The organism is Micromonospora sp. NPDC049107 (genome assembly GCF_040648595.1).
In the GTDB taxonomy this organism is placed as follows: domain Bacteria; phylum Actinomycetota; class Actinomycetes; order Mycobacteriales; family Micromonosporaceae; genus Micromonospora.
The window spans coordinates 311,649-326,609 of the sequence record NZ_JBEZEC010000003.1 but is presented as its reverse complement, the minus strand read 5'-3'; the positions used below and the strand labels follow the sequence as shown (position 1 = coordinate 326,609).

13 protein-coding genes are annotated in these 14,961 nt (G+C 71.8%); 6 read left to right on the top strand and 7 right to left on the bottom strand.

Annotation, left to right across the window (positions count from 1 at the left end; translation table 11 throughout):
* The first annotated feature begins 82 nt into the window (after positions 1-82).
* Complete coding sequence (locus AB0B55_RS09830; RefSeq protein ID WP_357120618.1) at positions 83-538, top strand: hypothetical protein; 456 nt, start codon at positions 83-85, stop codon at positions 536-538.
* The gene (locus AB0B55_RS09825; RefSeq protein WP_357171469.1) at positions 505-843 is read left to right on the top strand and encodes a transcriptional regulator; all 339 of its coding nucleotides are present in this window, start codon (positions 505-507) and stop codon (positions 841-843) included. The genes AB0B55_RS09830 and AB0B55_RS09825 overlap by 34 nt, the downstream gene beginning before the upstream one ends.
* 208 nt (positions 844-1,051) lie before the next feature.
* Here AB0B55_RS09825 and AB0B55_RS09820 read toward each other — a convergent pair whose 3' ends face one another.
* From AB0B55_RS09820 to AB0B55_RS09810, 3 genes are all read right to left on the bottom strand, one after another.
* On the bottom strand, positions 1,052-2,647 hold the full coding sequence (locus AB0B55_RS09820; protein ID WP_357171468.1) for a Na+/H+ antiporter: 1,596 nt from the start codon (positions 2,645-2,647) through the stop codon (positions 1,052-1,054).
* A gap of 88 nt (positions 2,648-2,735) precedes the next feature.
* Entirely contained in the window at positions 2,736-3,347 is a 612-nt protein-coding gene (locus tag AB0B55_RS09815; RefSeq protein ID WP_357120627.1) for a YdeI/OmpD-associated family protein, read from the bottom strand.
* Positions 3,348-3,483: 136 nt separating this feature from the next.
* Positions 3,484-4,767 carry a cellulose-binding domain-containing protein gene (locus AB0B55_RS09810; RefSeq protein ID WP_357171467.1) on the bottom strand — a complete coding sequence of 428 codons (1,284 nt, stop codon included), beginning with the start codon at positions 4,765-4,767 and terminating at the stop codon, positions 3,484-3,486.
* Positions 4,768-5,151: 384 nt separating this feature from the next.
* On the opposite strand from AB0B55_RS09810, the gene AB0B55_RS09805 reads away from it, so the two are divergent.
* Positions 5,152-7,134 carry a GTP-binding protein gene (locus AB0B55_RS09805; protein ID WP_357171466.1) on the top strand — a complete coding sequence of 661 codons (1,983 nt, stop codon included), beginning with the start codon at positions 5,152-5,154 and terminating at the stop codon, positions 7,132-7,134.
* Here AB0B55_RS09805 and AB0B55_RS09800 read toward each other — a convergent pair.
* Positions 7,097-7,597: a YcxB family protein gene (locus AB0B55_RS09800; RefSeq protein ID WP_357171465.1), complete on the bottom strand. Its 501-nt coding sequence runs from the start codon at positions 7,595-7,597 to the stop codon at positions 7,097-7,099. The two genes, AB0B55_RS09805 and AB0B55_RS09800, sit on opposite strands and share 38 nt — an antisense overlap.
* Positions 7,598-7,690: 93 nt before the next feature.
* Between AB0B55_RS09800 and AB0B55_RS09795 the strand changes: the two genes are divergently transcribed.
* Both AB0B55_RS09795 and AB0B55_RS09790 read left to right on the top strand, forming a co-directional pair.
* Positions 7,691-8,251, top strand: a complete 561-nt coding sequence (locus AB0B55_RS09795; protein ID WP_357120639.1) for a hypothetical protein — start codon at positions 7,691-7,693, stop codon at positions 8,249-8,251.
* 22 nt (positions 8,252-8,273) lie between these two features.
* Positions 8,274-9,494, top strand: a complete 1,221-nt coding sequence (locus AB0B55_RS09790) for an MFS transporter (protein ID WP_357171464.1) — start codon at positions 8,274-8,276, stop codon at positions 9,492-9,494.
* Positions 9,495-9,505: 11 nt separating this feature from the next.
* On the opposite strand, the gene AB0B55_RS09785 is transcribed toward AB0B55_RS09790, so the two are convergent.
* A complete protein-coding gene (locus tag AB0B55_RS09785) occupies positions 9,506-10,744 on the bottom strand; it encodes a hypothetical protein (RefSeq protein ID WP_357171463.1) in 1,239 nt (412 codons plus the stop codon).
* Between the two features lie 272 nt (positions 10,745-11,016).
* Between AB0B55_RS09785 and AB0B55_RS09780 the strand changes: the two genes are divergently transcribed.
* The gene (locus AB0B55_RS09780; protein ID WP_357171462.1) at positions 11,017-12,540 is read left to right on the top strand and encodes an RICIN domain-containing protein; all 1,524 of its coding nucleotides are present in this window, start codon (positions 11,017-11,019) and stop codon (positions 12,538-12,540) included.
* Positions 12,541-12,611: 71 nt separating this feature from the next.
* On the opposite strand, the gene AB0B55_RS09775 is transcribed toward AB0B55_RS09780, so the two are convergent.
* Together AB0B55_RS09775 and AB0B55_RS09770 are read right to left on the bottom strand one after the other, a co-directional pair.
* On the bottom strand, positions 12,612-13,739 hold the full coding sequence (locus AB0B55_RS09775; RefSeq protein WP_357171461.1) for a glycosyl hydrolase 53 family protein: 1,128 nt from the start codon (positions 13,737-13,739) through the stop codon (positions 12,612-12,614).
* A 25-nt stretch (positions 13,740-13,764) separates the two neighbouring features.
* Positions 13,765-14,955, bottom strand: a complete 1,191-nt coding sequence (locus AB0B55_RS09770) for a cellulose binding domain-containing protein (RefSeq protein WP_357120652.1) — start codon at positions 14,953-14,955, stop codon at positions 13,765-13,767.
* Positions 14,956-14,961: the final 6 nt, after the last annotated feature.

Genomic DNA, 14,961 nt, shown 5'->3' with positions numbered 1-14,961 from the left:
TCGGCACCAACTTGCTCGTACGGAAAGTGAGTGTTAACTTTCCGTACGAGCAAGTACTTTCCCTAGCTCAAGGAGTTGCGCGATGAGCACCACCCCGACCCCAGAAGAGGCACGGCGGGCTCTCGAGGACGTCGACCGGCGCCGGGACCAGACGGCGGCGGCCGCCAGCCGGTCACGCTGGACCTGGCTCGCGGCCGGAATCCTCGTCGCGGCGTACGGGATCGTGGCCGACCGTTATCCGGACTTCGTGCGCACCTACGGCACCACCATCGTCATCCTGCTTCTGCTCGCCTCGATGGCGGCCAACACCCGATGGGGAGCGGCGCTGCTGCGGCGTCCGGTGCGTCCCCGGGCCACCCCCGACACGTCGAGCCTGCTGTGGTCGGCCCTGGTGCTGGCCCTCCTGATCGGTGGCGCGGCCTTCGCCACCGCCCTGGACGTCCCGCACCTCTGGGCGTGGTTCGGCCTGGTGGGTGGTGTCCTGCTGGCCGCCGCCGGGCCGTGGTGGCAGCGCCGCGTCCTCACCCGCCCGGCCTGACCGTGGCGGCCGACCCGAAGCTGGACCCGGTCCTGCTCGATCCCACCCGGCTGGCCATCCTGGCGCTGCTGGCGGGGACCGAGTGGGCCGAGTTCGCGTTCGTCCGCGACGCCATGGACCTGAGCGATTCCGCCCTTTCCAAGCGGATCTCGAACCTGAGCGACCGCGGTTACGTCGAGGTGCGCAAGGGCTACGTGGGCAAGCGACCCCGCACGTGGATCAACCTCTCCGTGGCCGGGCGGTCGGCCCTGAGCGGCCACATCGCCGCCCTGCGGGACATCGCCGCCCGCGTGGACGGGCCTTAGCGTCACGCCGTGCGACCGACGCCAACAACATCCTGATGTGCGTGATGCCTGTGAGTCATCTAGATGCCTCACAGGCATCACGCACATCAGCATTACCGCCGCCGCTCAGCGACGCGGCCCCGACCGTGTGATCGGGGCCTCGTTCCAGGCCACCGTCACCATCGCCGCGCTACTCCAACGTTTGTGAACCTTTGAAGACACGGCCTCGCTAGCGGTTGTCGTTGTCCCGGCGCTGGGTCATGTGGACCTGTTCGAGGTCGAGTCCGTCCTGGACCCGGCGAAGCACCTCGTCGTCAATCTCGCCCGCGTCGCGCATGCGCACGACGGTCTCGTGGCGGTGGTCGATGACCGCGAGGTGCAGGTCGGCGTACTGCTTCTCGTAGTCGGCCGCAGCCTCGTCCGGGCCGGCGGCGGCGTCACCGTCGCGCAGGACCCGCAGCCGGCGGTCGTACTCCGTGCGCAGCTGCTCGTGCACGTCGTCGCTCGTGCCCAGCTCGGCGGCCATCGTGGGCAGGGACTCCAACGCCCGGTCCATGGACGTGATCTCGGCCTGCCGGCGTTCCCGCTCGGCCTCGGAGTCGGCGCCCAGCCCGGCCCAGCGCGTCACCCGGGGCATCAGCGGCGCCTGCACCAGCAGGGTCACGGCGATCACGACAGCCGTGACGAAGACGATGAGGTCACGGTCCGGGAACTCCGCTCCGGAGGGAAGCGTGTGCGGTACGGCCAGCGCCGCCGCCATCGACACGGCGCCCCGGAACCCGGCCGCCGACATGAGCGCCCGCGGACGCCCGCTCAGTCGTCGTTCCCGCTGCTGCGGTCGCCGGTCGATCGCCCGGATCACGTACGGGCTGGTGAAGAGCCAGCCGAAGCGCACCGCGACGATGACCGCGCAGACCACGAGCGCGACGAGCATGCCGTGTGCCAGACCGGTGTGGTCCAGCCCGCGCACCGCCGACTGCGCCTCCAGCCCCACCAGGACGAACAGCGCGGCGTTCGCCAGCATGGTCACGAACTCCATGACGGTGTGGACCTGCCGGCGCGCGTTACCAGGGAACAGGCGTGGCGAGGCCCGGCCCACCCACAGTCCGCTGACCACGGCCGCGAGGACACCGGACACCTCGGCCGCCTCCGCAATCAGGTAGGCGGTCAGGGGTGTCAGCAGCGCGAGCAGATTGTGCTGGAAGGGGTCGGTCAGCCGGCGACGGATCTGCAGGACGAGGAACGTCACGACCGCGCCGGACGCGATGCCACCGAGGTACGAGAAGGCGAACAACCCGGCGACCCGACCGACGCTCAGGTGCTCCTCGCCCAGGGTGATCCCGACCGCGAGCGTGTAGATCACCAGCGCCGTACCGTCGTTGACCAGGCTCTCCGCGCGCAACGTGGTCGCGATACGACGGGGCAGCATCCGGCCCAGGACGCCGACCGCCGTCGCGTCGGTCGGCGCGACGGCGGCGCCCAGCACCCATGCCGCTCCCCAGCCGAGCCCGAGCGCGTGCGCGGCGACCGCCACACCGGCCGCCGTCGCCACCACGAGCAGGGTGCTCAGCAGCACGATGACCCGCAGGTTCCGGCGCATCTCGCGCAGTGAGGAGGAGAACGCCTCCCAGTAGAGCAGCACCGGAAGGAACACCAACAGGACTGCCTCGGGCGGCAGGTGCACCCCGCGCAGCGCGGGGGCGAAGCCGAGGAGGACACCGGCGATCAGCAGCAGCACCGGCGGAGCGATCCGGAGCCGACGGGCCGCGCCCGTACCGACCAGGATCGCGACACCGACCGCTACGACCAGGGCGAGGCTGGACACGAGGTTTCCGCTGTCCTTCGTTCGGGGGTGACTCGGACCCGGCAAGGATGACCGGACCCAGTGGACGGCTACTTGACGCTCCCCCGGGTCACGACGACGGAGGGCTCGACGGCCTGGCCTTCTGCGGGTACGGGGTCTCGTGGCGGGCGAGCATGGCGACGAACTCGGCGATCTTCCGCTCGCGGGTCTCAACCCGCTTGACCGCGTTGACGCGGTGGATGAGAGAGAACCGGTTGGTCTTGGTGAGCACGTCGAACATGGCCTGGGCGGCGGGATCGGCGGCGATGGCGGCGAGCAGGTCGGCCGGCACCTCGGCTTCCGATGGCGGAGCGTACGCGGCCGCCCACCGCCCGTCGGACTTGGCGGCCTCCACCGCGGCCCGGCCGGCGGGCGTCATCCGCCCCTCGGCCTCCAGCCGCGCCACGTGCGCGACGTTGCGTTGTGACCAGATACTGCGCGGACGGCGGGGGGTGAACCGGATCCAGGAGGACTCCTCGTCCCGCTTGCGGGCCTGCCCGTCGATCCAGCCGTAACAGAGCGCCTCGTCGACCGCCTGCTGCCAGGTCAGCGTCGTGACCGTGCCGCCCTTCTTGGTCAGGGCCAGCCAGACGCCCGGCGACGTGGCGTGGTTGGCGGACAGCCACCCGCGCAGCGCCTCGGCGTCCACGACGATCAGCTCCTGGAGTTCGGCGCTCGCCATGACAGCAGGCTATCGTCGCGCCGGTCGGCCAGCCTCCACCAGGTGGGCCGTTCCGGCACCGACCAGCGGTGCGCGCGGGGACGGCCGGGGGTGCGGCACGTCGACCGTGCCACACCCCCGATCCCACCTCCGGTGGTCAGCAGCCGATCCGACTGGCTCCGACCGCGACGTCGTCGTACCAGAGGGTGTCGGACCCGTTGCCGTAGCTCTCCCAGCCCAGCTTCAGGTCGGTGAGCTGCGGTCGCCAGGTGCGGTTGTACCACTGCCCGTCGATGTCGTGCGTGGGTACGCCGTCCGCGGTCAGCCCCGCGACGGCGGCGCCGTCCAGCCAGGTGCGGAGCTGACCGGACGAGCCGTCCACCATGAACTCCAGGCAGGTCCACCGGTTGGTGGGCAGCGGCACGCTCTGTGCCACCCCGGCCGGGCTCTGCTCCGGCAGGGTCGCGTCGTCGGAGGCGCGGTTCCACTGCAGGGCGCCGTTCTGGCCGCCCATCCGCAGGTCCCGGTTACCGTCGGCGGCGTCGGTCATCGCCATCATCGTGGTGTGGTCGGTGGGCTGGGCGGTGGTGTGCCGGACCCAGATCCGGCCGTAGCGGACGCTGCCCACGCTGCCGAGGTTCTTCGTCGACCTGATGAAGACGTGGTTGCAGTACCCGGCCGCCCCGTTGATCCGCACGGCTCGGCTGCCGCTGTGCGTGGTGGTCGTGTCGATGGTGGCGGTTCCGGCGCCGGAACAGTCCGGGCTCACGACGGCCCAGTCGCCGGACGGTGTCGAACCGGTCTGGTTCTCGAAGCCGTCGCAGAGCACCGCTCCGGCACAGCCGACCGGCGGCGGCGTCGTCGGCGGGGGCGTCGTGGGCGGGGGCGTGGTCGGCGGCGGCGTCGTGGGAGGCGGCGTCGTCGGCGGGGGCGTCGTCGGCGGGGGCGTCGTCGGCGGGGGCGTCGTCGGCGGGGGCGTCGTGGGAGGCGGCGTCGTCGGCGGGGGCGTCGTCGGCGCGACGCCGTTGCACGGTACGCCGTTCAGGCTGAAGCCGGTCGGCGCTCCACCGCTGGTGCCGTACGTGCCCTGCACGCCGAACTCGGTGACGCCACCGGCCGGAATGCTTCCGTTGTACGACATGTTGCGGGCGGTCACCGTCGATCCGGACTGGCTGACCGTGGCGTTCCAGCCGCTCGTGACGCGCTCGTTCCCGGCGTACGTCCAGGTGACGGTCCAGGTGGAGACGGCGGTGTCGCCCGGGCTGACCTTGACGCTGGCGGTGAAACCGCCGGGCCACTGGTTGGGCGTGTAGTCGACCCGGCAGCCCTGGGCGGCCGCGGCCGGCGCGACGAGCAGGGCCGTGCCGGTCGCGGTCACGGCGGCGGCCAACGCGGCGACGACCGCGAGGGTCGGGGCGGGGCGGGCGCGGAGAATGGTCATGGGAAGTCCTTCTGCCATCAAGCGGGAGACCGGCGCGGCAGCGCGCGTCCGGGGCGGACACGGCGACACGCCGGGTACGGCGCGGCGATGCGCCACAGCGAGTGGTCGATGCGTACGACCGACGTGCCCGGCTCGAGGTGAAGCTGTCAGTCACCGCTTCGGGTTGTTACCCGGAACGCAGTGACGCCCGCTCCCAATGTATTGACAGACCACTATCTAATCAAGCGCGCGTAAATCGGTGGCCCGACGCCGGCGGCCGTGCCAGCCTGGCCGGAGAAGGACCGGGCCCGCACGGCCCGGCACCACCAGCAGACGGGAGCACGGCGATGCGAGGACTCGAAACCCCGCCCATCCGGACGCGAGCTTTCGAGGACCAGAGCGCCTGTGCAGACCATCAACCTTGGCATCGTCGCCCACGTCGACGCCGGTAAGACCAGCCTGACCGAACGCCTGCTCCACGCCACCGGGGTCATCGACCGGCTCGGCAGCGTCGACGCGGGCACCACCCAGACCGACACCGGAGCGATCGAGCGTCGGCGGGGCATCACCATCCGCAGCGCCGTCGCCTCGTTCACCGTGCGCGACCGCCAGGTCAACCTGCTCGACACCCCCGGGCACAGCGACTTCGTGGCCGAGGTCGAACGCGCGCTCGGGGTGCTCGACGCGGCCGTGCTGGTGCTGTCGGCCGTCGAGGGCGTCCAGCCGCACAGCCGCCGGATCATGCGCATCCTCCGATCGCTCCGGCTGCCCACCCTGATCTTCGTCAACAAGATCGACCGGGTCGGTGCCCGCGTCGACGAGCTGGTCGCGGACACGCGCCGGCTCCTCGCGCCGACCGTCGTCCCGCTGGGCACGGTCCGCGCGCCCGGCACCCCCGACGCCACCTACCGGCCGCGCCATCGGGGGTACGACCACAGCCTCGCCGAGGTTCTCGCCGAACACGACGACGAACTACTGGCCGCCCTCGTCGACGACCGGCCGCCCGACGCCGACCGCGTCGACGAGGCCCTGCGGGCACAGGTCGCGGCGGGGCAGGCGTACCCGCTGCTGTTCGGCTCGGCGCTGTCCGGGGCCGGCGTACCGGAGCTGCTGGACGCCATCGCGGCAGTGCTTCCGCCCGCGCCCCCGGGCGAACCCGACCCGCGAGCGCGGGTGTTCGCCATTGAGCGCGAGCCCTCCGGCGAACGCGTGGCCTACCTGCGCTCGTACGGCGGGCAGTTCCGGGCGCGGGAGCGGGTCACCGCGTACCGCCGGGAGTCGGACGGCCGGACCACCACGACGCACGGGCGGATCACGCGGCTCGACGTGGTCGGCGCGGCCACCGACCAGGCCGCGCTGACCGCCGGCCACATCGCCCGGGTCGGCGGCCTGACCGGGGTACGCCTCGGCGACCAGCTCGGCAGCCCGGCCGGCCTCGACGGGCGGTCGTACTTCCCCGCGCCGACCCTGGAGGCGGTGGTGCGACCCCGCGACTCGTCCCAGACGCTGGCGCTGCACGCCGCGCTGCTGGACATCGCGGACACCGACCCGTTCCTGCGGACCCGGGTGGCCCCCGAGGGCGGCACGAGCGTGCTGCTCTACGGCGAGGTGCAGCGCGAGGTGCTGAGCGCCACGCTGGCCGAGACGTACGGGGTCGAGGCGGAGTTCGGGCCGGGACGGCTCATGCACGTGGAGCGGCCGACCGGCACGGGCACCGCCGTGGAGATTATCGGACACGGCTTCTTCGGGACGGTCGGGTTCCGGGTCGAGCCCGGCGTCGGCGTGGACTACCGGCGGAAGGTCGAGCTGGGCTCGCTGCCGCTGTCGTTCCACGCGGCCATCGAGGAGGCCGCCCGCGCCGCCCTCGACCAGGGCTGTCACGGTTGGCCGGTCACCGATATCCGGATCATCCTCACCCACAGCGGCTACTGGTCGCCGATCACGACCGCCGGGCACTTCCGGGACCTCGCCCCGTACGTCCTCATGCAGGCGCTCGCCGAGGCCGGCACCCGGGTCTTCGAGCCGTGCCGCCGCTTCGAGGTGGAGGTGCCGGCCGACCGGCTCGGCCCGGTCACGTCGTACCTGGGCCGGCTCGGCGCCCGGGTCGACGGCACCGACGACGTCGCCGCCGGCTGGCGGATCAGTGGCGTGCTGCCGGCACGGCTCGAACTCCAGGCGCAGCGGCGTCTGCCCGACCTGTCCAGCGGGGAGGGGCTGTGGTCGTCGACGCCCGGCGGCGACCGACCGGTGTCCGGCGAGCCGCCGCGCCGGGCCCGCACCGACGGCAACCCGTTCGACCGGGCGGAGTACCTGCGCTTCCTCGCCCAGCCGAAGAACCGACCCGTAGCCGTCAGGGACGCGGGCCCAGGAGGCCCCGGTCGGCCATGAAGGCGCGCAACGTCTCGGCGTCCTCGGCGGACATCAGCCACCGGGGGATCACGGTCGCCGGCATCCGGCCGACGAACACGATCCAGAAGTCCGGGTTGTCCCCCACCCGCGCGACCCCGTCCCAGGCGATACCGCCGGACTCCGAGCCGCTGCGCATCATGATGTTGTCGTCGGTGATCTCGTACGCGCCCTCGACGGCGTAGTCACCCGAGCGGCGGCGGGCCCGCGAGCGTACCCAGGGCAGGTAGAGCATCGACAGCACGCCCGCGAGCACCAACGTCAGCCACAGCGGGGACGCGCGCTCACCCCAGCCCAGCCCGCGCGAGAACGCCAGGCCGACCGCCCCGACCGCCACCAGCACCGCGCCGATGTAGCTGAACCGACGCAGTCGGACACCGGCGAGGGTGGCCGCCACCCGAGCGGGGTAGGCGGGGTCGGCGGGTACGTCGAAGCGGATGCGCACCCCAGAACGATAGTGCCTGCATCGGCCCGGGTCGCGGCGGACGTGGGGTCGCGGACGTTTCGGCCGCAGTGGCTTTCGGGTAGCGGATGGCGCATGAACCGCGATCTCCTGAAGGCCGTCCAGGTGGCCTGGGGGCTGCCGGAGTTCCGCGACGGGCTGCGACACCTCATCGACCTCGACGAGGTGTCCGTGCTGCTCGGCACGCTGGCCGTGCCGGATCACGACGGTGCGGTCGACCGCAGCCTGGTGGACCTGCTGCGCTCCGGCCTGGAGACGGTCGAGATCCGGGAGGCGGTGTTGCTGCTGCTGGAACGGGACGAGGTGCGCCGGCCGCTCGTGGCGGCGGCGGTGGAACCGCTCGCCGACCGACCGGGCCTCGCCGCCGCCATCGCCTCGGCCGCCGAGGATCCCGGGGTACGGCGTGCGGTCCGGGCGGCGCTGGACAGCGCCAACGTGCGTGAGCTGATCTGGCAGGCGATGGAGAACCAGCTCAGCGACCACCGGTTCGGCATGATCCGCCGGGCGGCGGCGCTGTTCGTCCGGCACCCGAGCGTGCGGCGGCTGGCGTGGGCCGCGCGCCGGCACGGCGTGCTACGCGAACTACGGCGCGGACCGCTGATCGACCAGGGGCCCTCGGCCGGCAAGGGGCTTTGACACACGCCCTTAGCGTGGTGGGGTGGCCGCGCCTCGCCCGGCACCGCCCCCGCACCTGAGCCGCCCGCTGACGTTCCTGCTCGCGCTGGCGGCCGGCGCGGCCGTCGCCAACCTGTACTGGGCGCAGCCGCTGCTCGGCGCCATCGCCGACGACCTGGACGCGCCGACGTCCACGGCCGGCTGGCTCGTCACCGCGACGCAGATCGGGTACGCCGTCGGCGTCCTGCTGCTCGTACCGCTCGGCGACGTCCTGGACCGCCGCCGCTTCGTCCCGCTGATGTTCCTGGCCTCCGCCGCCGCGCTACTGCTGTGCGCGCTGGCGCCGTCGATCGGCGTGCTCCTGGTCGCGCTCGGCGTGCTGGGCGTCACGACGATCTCCGGGCAGATCCTCACGCCGCTCGCCGGGGACCTGGCCGGCGACGCCGACCGTGGTCGGATCGTCGGTGTCGTCGGCTCGGGGACCCTCACGGGCATCCTGGCCTCCCGCACGATCAGCGGACTCGTCGCCGGCGCTGCCGGTTGGCGTGCGACCTACACCCTCGCCGCGGTCGTCGCCGCCCTGCTCGCGGTCCTGCTCCACCGCGCGATGCCGCCGCTGCCACCGCGAGCACGCATCCCGTACCCACGGCTGCTGTTCTCGGTCGCGGCGATGGTCCGGCGGGAGCGGGCGGTCCGGTGGACGCTGGTCCTGGCCGCCGCCGGCTTCGCCGCCTTCTCGCTCTTCTGGACGGCGCTGACGTTCCTGCTCAGCGGTCCACCGTTCCACTATCCGCCGGCGGTGATCGGGATGTTCGGGCTGGTCGGACTCGCCGGTGTCCTCTCCGGCCTGCGCGGTGGTCGTCTGCACGACCGCGGCTGGTCACTTCCGGCCACCGGGGCGGCCTGGGCCCTGGCCCTGGGGGCGTTCGTCGTCGCGGCGTTCGGCGGCCGGTCCCTCGTGCTTCTCATCACCGTGGCCGTCGTGGTCGACGTCGCCTTCCAGACGCAGGCCCTGCTCAACCGTGCACGGTTGTTCGCCCTCGCGCACGAGGCGCGCAGCCGGCTCAACACGGCTCTGGCGACCGCCAACTTCATCGGCGCCGCCGCCGGTTCCGCCGCCGCGAGCACGCTCTGGTCGGCGGGCGGCTGGTCAGCGGTCGCGATCGCGGGAGCGGGCCTGGGCTGTCTGGCGCTCGCCGTGTGGGCGCTGGGACGCCGTGGCCCGCTCGTCGTCGATTGTGCCGAACCAGGTCCCGTCACCTGAGGACGAGCGGGTCAGCGCGCCTGCGTCTGGTCGACGATCGGGAACGCCCGCCGTACGGCCGCCAGGAACTCGTCCCGGCGGGAAGCGTAGGTGCCGACCGCCGCCCACAGCGCCTCCAGGGCGGCCTGCAACGGATCCGACTCGCCGGCGGCCACGAGGGCCGGCAGGGCCATCGCGACCGGGTCCACCGGGCCGTCGAGCGCCGCGCGCAGCAGGTCGGTCGGCGCGGCATCCCCGCGGCGCAGCGAGGCGACGGCGATCGTGACGGTCGCCCTGCCCTGGATGCGTGTCCTGAGCGCCGTCGTGTCGGTGAAATCGGCGGGCAGCGGTCCACCCCGTTCCAGCGCCGTCCACGCGGGCCTCATCCAGTCGAGATCCGCGATGCCCGCGAGGGCGCACGCCTGCCGCGCCGCCCAGACCGCGATCTCGCGTTGGGTGACGGCGTCGGCATCGGCCACCCCGTCGACCAGGTCCCGGTCCAGCAACAGCATGCCGTGGATATTGCCGCGTACCTGTCGGAGTCGCTCGCTCGGCAGACGCCCGCCCCAGCGCCGCAACTCCTCGCGCCGCCGGTACTCCTCGTTGCGGCGATCCTCCTCCGCCCGCCTGCGCACCTCGGCCTCAACCCGTTCCCACAGCGTGAGCGGAGCCGGCAACCCGTGCGCCCAACCGTGCCAGTACGCCGCGTTGCCGCTGCCCTGGCGCAGCACCGCGTCGGCACGGACAGCGCCGTCACCCGGGTCGCCGGCCGCGCTGGCCTCCGGCCAGAAGCAGAGCAGGTAGCGGTCCGGTCGTCGGTCCAGGTAGGTGTGGTCGTCCTCGTCGATCTCGTCGGGGTCGAGCCCGCCGAACGGATCGCTCCCCTCGTCCATGCCCGCCGCGCAGTACCGCACGCGGTAGGCCGGCAGCCGGCCACCGTCACTCTCCTGCGAGGTCAGCGGCAGGTGGGCCAGCGCCCCATCGCCCCACGGGACCAGGTCGACCACCGGGGCCCTCGGCTGGAGCGACACCTCCACCACGTCCTCCCACTCGGCGGCTGCGGTCGGCGGCTCGGCGTCGTGCAGCTCGATCCGGAACCGGACCCGTCCGGAGTGGGTGCCGGTCATCAGGAACAGCGCGCCCGGGTGTCCGGCCCCGCATAGTCCGTTGACCTGCCCGGCGAACGCCCGGTCCATGTCGGGCAGCTCGCGACTCGTCACGTAGATCTGCCCATAGTCGACCGGCGCCGGGCCGTCGAAGAGAACGCGCATCGAGCGATCCTGTCATCGACCGATCGCCCTCCGCTGCCCCGCGACGAGGCGGCCGACCACCTCGTCAGTGAGAAACGTCGATGCCTTGACACTCCACATGCGATCGCTAACACTTGGCTGCAACACGCGCTTAACACACGGAACACACGCTGTCCGCGTCAGGGTGAGGGGCCGGGTCCACCCGCGGGGCACGCCAATCACGCCGCGATTCGACCGATCATGTCCGCGGTTCGTGTTAGCGCTAACACATTCACCACCGCCTCGGAGGCATCATGGTCACACCACCCGCTGACCGCGCACCTGATTCGACGCACGATCCTCGCCTGTTACGGCGGACGCTTGTCGCCCTGGTGGCCGTGCTGACGGCGATGGTCGGCGGCATCGCGGTCCGGCCCGGGCCGGCCGCTGCCGCCACCAGTCAGTTCCGGGGCATGAACTGGGCCGTGCTGGGCGACAACTTCAGCACCGGCCCTCTCGTCGTACAGGGCCTGAGCATGTCCGACAGCAACGCCACCGTGCGCGCCAAGGCCAACGCCCTCTACGACGACATGGCGTCCACGCTGGGTGTCAACACCGTCCGGCTGCCCATCAACACCCACACCGTCGGAACGGCCTGGTGGGAGGCGTATCGCGGTGCCATCGACGCCGCCACCGCCCGTGGGTTCAAGGTGATCCTCGCCTACTGGGAGGACGGCGCCGCCTCCGGCGGCAGGATCACGAACCTCGCCGCGTGGAACGCGATGTGGTCCACGGTGACCAACACGTACGGCTCGAACACCAACGTCTACTTCGAGCCGATGAACGAGCCGCACGGCTACAGCTCGGCGGAGTGGCGCACCGTCGCGGCCAACTGGCTCACCTACCACTACTCGGCCCCGCCCGGCCGGGTGCTCATCGGCGGCACCGGCTTCAGCCAGGACCTGCGTGACATCTGTAACGACAGCCGCTTCAACGCCACGCTGCTCTCCTTCCACTACTACGCCTTCTTCTACGGCGCGATGACGTACGACGCCTTCCGCGGCCACATCCAGACGCGCCTCGGCAACTGCGCCTCCCGGGCGGTCGCCACCGAGTTCGGCGCGCCCATGAACGACGGCCGCAACTACGCCGACCCGAACAGCACCGACAACTTCGTGCGGTACATCCGCGCCATGGCCCAGGTCATGCGGGACAACCAGATGGGCGGCACCTACTGGCCCGCCCTGGGCGGCAAACCCGGCACCATCGGCTACGACTGGTACTCGATGTACGCGCTCAGCGGCGGCGGCACCGACCTCAACCTCACCGTTCGCAACACCTCCGGCGCCGACCGGATCCGCTACGGCTGGGGCGACACCATCGGCGGCGGCGACCCCACGACGCCTCCCCCGACAACGGGGACCTTCTACCGGGTCGACGTGCGGCACAGCGGCAAGGCCATGGACGTCCAGTCACCGAACATGAACAACGGCGCACGCGTCGGCCAGTACACGTACGGCGGCAACGCCTGGCAGCAGTGGCAGTTCCAGGACGCCGGCAGCGGCTACTGGCGGATCATCAGCCGCAACAGCGGGAAGTGCCTCGACGTGACGAGCGCCTCGACCGCCGACGGCGCCGAGCTGATCCAGTACACCTGCGGCAGCGGCACCAACCAGCAGTTCCAGATGGTCACCAACGGCAGCTACTTCCAACTTCGCGCCCGGCACAGCGGCAAGTGCGTGGACGTGCCCGCCGCGTCGACCGCGGACGGGGTGGTCCTCAAGCAGTACACCTGCAACAGCGGAGCCAACCAGCAGTGGTCGCGGACGGCCGTCTGACGACCGGCACGCCAGCGCCCCCGCTCATCGTCGTAACGGTGCGCGGGGGCGCGTCGTCCGTCCCGCGAAGATCAGGGCGTCCAGCGTACGTTCGGGTTCACCCGCCCGGACCAGTCGAAGACGGCCATGTTGTCCCACTGGTTTCCGGTGCCGTTGATGTTCGCCGGGTCCCAGCCGTTGCCGTTGACGGCGTACCAGGTCGGCTCCCAGTAGAAGACACCGATGGCCCCGGCGTTGCGGGCGGTGTTCTGCACCCAGTCGAACTCCTGAGCCTGACCCGACCAGGTCGCGCTGATGCCGTCGCACGTCGCGTCGCCGATGGCGTTCGGCTCGCTGTCCGCGTTGTTCCGCGTGAAGGGGTACGCGGTCTCCGCGATCACCACCGGCCTGCCGTAGCGACCGCGCAGGTCGACGATGTTGTTGTAGAGGTTCGCCAGGCTGCCGTGCCACATGCAGTAGTAGGACAGGGCCGTGATGTCCCACTGCACGCCCTGGGCGCGGATGCCGTCGTAGAACCAGCGGGCGTTGGCGTTGCTGTCGGCGTTGGCGGTGTGGATCATCACCGGGATGCCGCCCCCGCACGCCTTGGTCGCGTTGTAGCCCTGCTTCAGCAGGCCGGCCAGCGGGCGGAAGTCGTTGTTGACGACCTTGCCCTCGTCCCACAGCATTCCGACATTGATCTCGTTGCCGATCTGCACGCTGTCCGGCAGGGTGCCCTGCCCCCGCAGGCCGGCGCAGACGTCGTAGGTGAAGTTGTATACGTCGGCGCCCAGTTGGCTCAGGGTGTGGCCGGCCCACGCGACCGGCTTGTACTGCTTGCCGGGGTCGGCCCAGGTGTCCGAGTAGTGGAAGTCGATGAGCACCTTGAGGCCCTTCGCCTTCGCCGCCCTGGCCTGGGCCAACACCCTGCTCTTGTTGTTGTAGCCGCTGGTTGGGTTGTTCCAGACGCGCAGTCGGACGTAGTTCACGCCGACGGACCTCAGGATGTCCAGTGGGTCACGGGCGACGCCGCCGGCGTCGTAGTACCGCGCGCCCAGGTCGAGGCTGCGCTGCAACGAGGAGACGTCGGCGCCCCGCATGGTGAGCGTGTTCGCGGCGGAGGCGGGCGCGGTCAGGCCGCCGAGCGCGGTGGAGACGACGAGGACGCCGGCCAGGACAGCCCCGGCCAGGAACCTACGGCGACGGTGCGGTGTGCTCACGGGACTCCTCGGGAAGGGGGCGGGCTCAACCCACCGCGCACTGGGCGCCGTTCAGCGTGAAGCCGAGCGGCGGCGCGTCGCTGGCGCTCCACCGCCCCTGGATGCCGAAGGTCGTCGAGCCGTTCGGCGCCAGGACACGGTTCCAGTCGACGTTACGGGCGGTCACGGTGGAGCCGGTCTGGCTGACCGTGGCGTTCCACGCCGAAGTCACCTGCTGGTCTCCGCTGAAGGTGAAGGTGACGATCCAACCGTCGACCGGTGCGGCCTGGGTGTTCTGGACCGTCACCGTCGCCACGAAGCCGGTCGGCCACTCCGACTGGTTCCGGTAGGTCACGCGGCACGTCGAGGGCGGCGGGGGCGACGGCGTGGACGTCGTGGGCAGGGTGACCGTGTTGGACGCGATCGACACGTTGCCCACCGCGTCCCGGGCCCGTACGTAGTACAGGTTCTGCAGCGGCGTGGACGCGGGCAGCGACGTCGTGTACGTCGTTCCCGGCACGGTGGCGATCAGCGTCGAGCTGAACCAGCCGTCGAAGCGGTAGACGTTGTACCCGAGCACGCCGACGTTGTCGGTCGACGGCGACCAGGACAGGGTGCCGTTCGAGGCGGTCACCTCGGTGACCGTCAGGTTCTGCGGGGCGCTCGGCGGGGTGGTGTCCCCGCCGGTCTCCGTCACCGGCGTGACCACGGTCAGCGCGTCCGTGGACGTCGACCGGTGCCCGAGGGTGTCCCGGGCGGCCACCCGGAACGAGTACTGCTTGCCCGGCCCGATGTACGAGGTGATCGTGGTGCTGGTGACGGCCCCGACGCTGGCGCTGTAGATGACGTCGTCGAACGCCTGGTAGTACGTGATGTCGTACCCGACGATGGCGCAGCAGCCCGGCCTGGCTGCCGCCCACGTCAGCGTGACTGATCCGGTGCGTACCTCGCTGGCGGTCAGGTTGGTGGGCGGGCTCGGCGGGAAGGGTGAGGTGCCCGGCGTGCCGGGCGGCGTGGTGGGCGGCGGTGGCGCGGTCCCGGTCGGTTCGGCGGCGGGCACTGCGCCGCCGTGCGGCGCCGGGGCGACCCCGGGGTACGCGGCGGGGGCGGCGGTGCCGGCGTCGGCCGCCGGCGCGATGCCTGCCACGGTCACGACCACCGCCGTCGAGAGCATGGCGGCGACCAGCAGACCCGGACCGAGACGGCGGAACAGCGAGGACGACGAGACGCCTGTCATACGTCG

Excerpts from the sequence above, each read along its gene's own strand:
- AB0B55_RS09830 (WP_357120618.1), top strand. The coding sequence starts at position 83 with ATGAGCACCACCCCGACCCCAGAAGAGGCACGGCGGGCTCTCGAGGAC.
- AB0B55_RS09815 (WP_357120627.1), bottom strand. The coding sequence starts at position 3,347 with ATGGCGAGCGCCGAACTCCAGGAGCTGATCGTCGTGGACGCCGAGGCG.
- AB0B55_RS09810 (WP_357171467.1), bottom strand. The coding sequence starts at position 4,767 with ATGACCATTCTCCGCGCCCGCCCCGCCCCGACCCTCGCGGTCGTCGCC.
- AB0B55_RS09795 (WP_357120639.1), top strand. The coding sequence starts at position 7,691 with ATGAACCGCGATCTCCTGAAGGCCGTCCAGGTGGCCTGGGGGCTGCCG.
- AB0B55_RS09785 (WP_357171463.1), bottom strand. The coding sequence starts at position 10,744 with ATGCGCGTTCTCTTCGACGGCCCGGCGCCGGTCGACTATGGGCAGATC.
- AB0B55_RS09780 (WP_357171462.1), top strand. The coding sequence starts at position 11,017 with ATGGTCACACCACCCGCTGACCGCGCACCTGATTCGACGCACGATCCT.
- AB0B55_RS09770 (WP_357120652.1), bottom strand. The coding sequence starts at position 14,955 with ATGACAGGCGTCTCGTCGTCCTCGCTGTTCCGCCGTCTCGGTCCGGGT.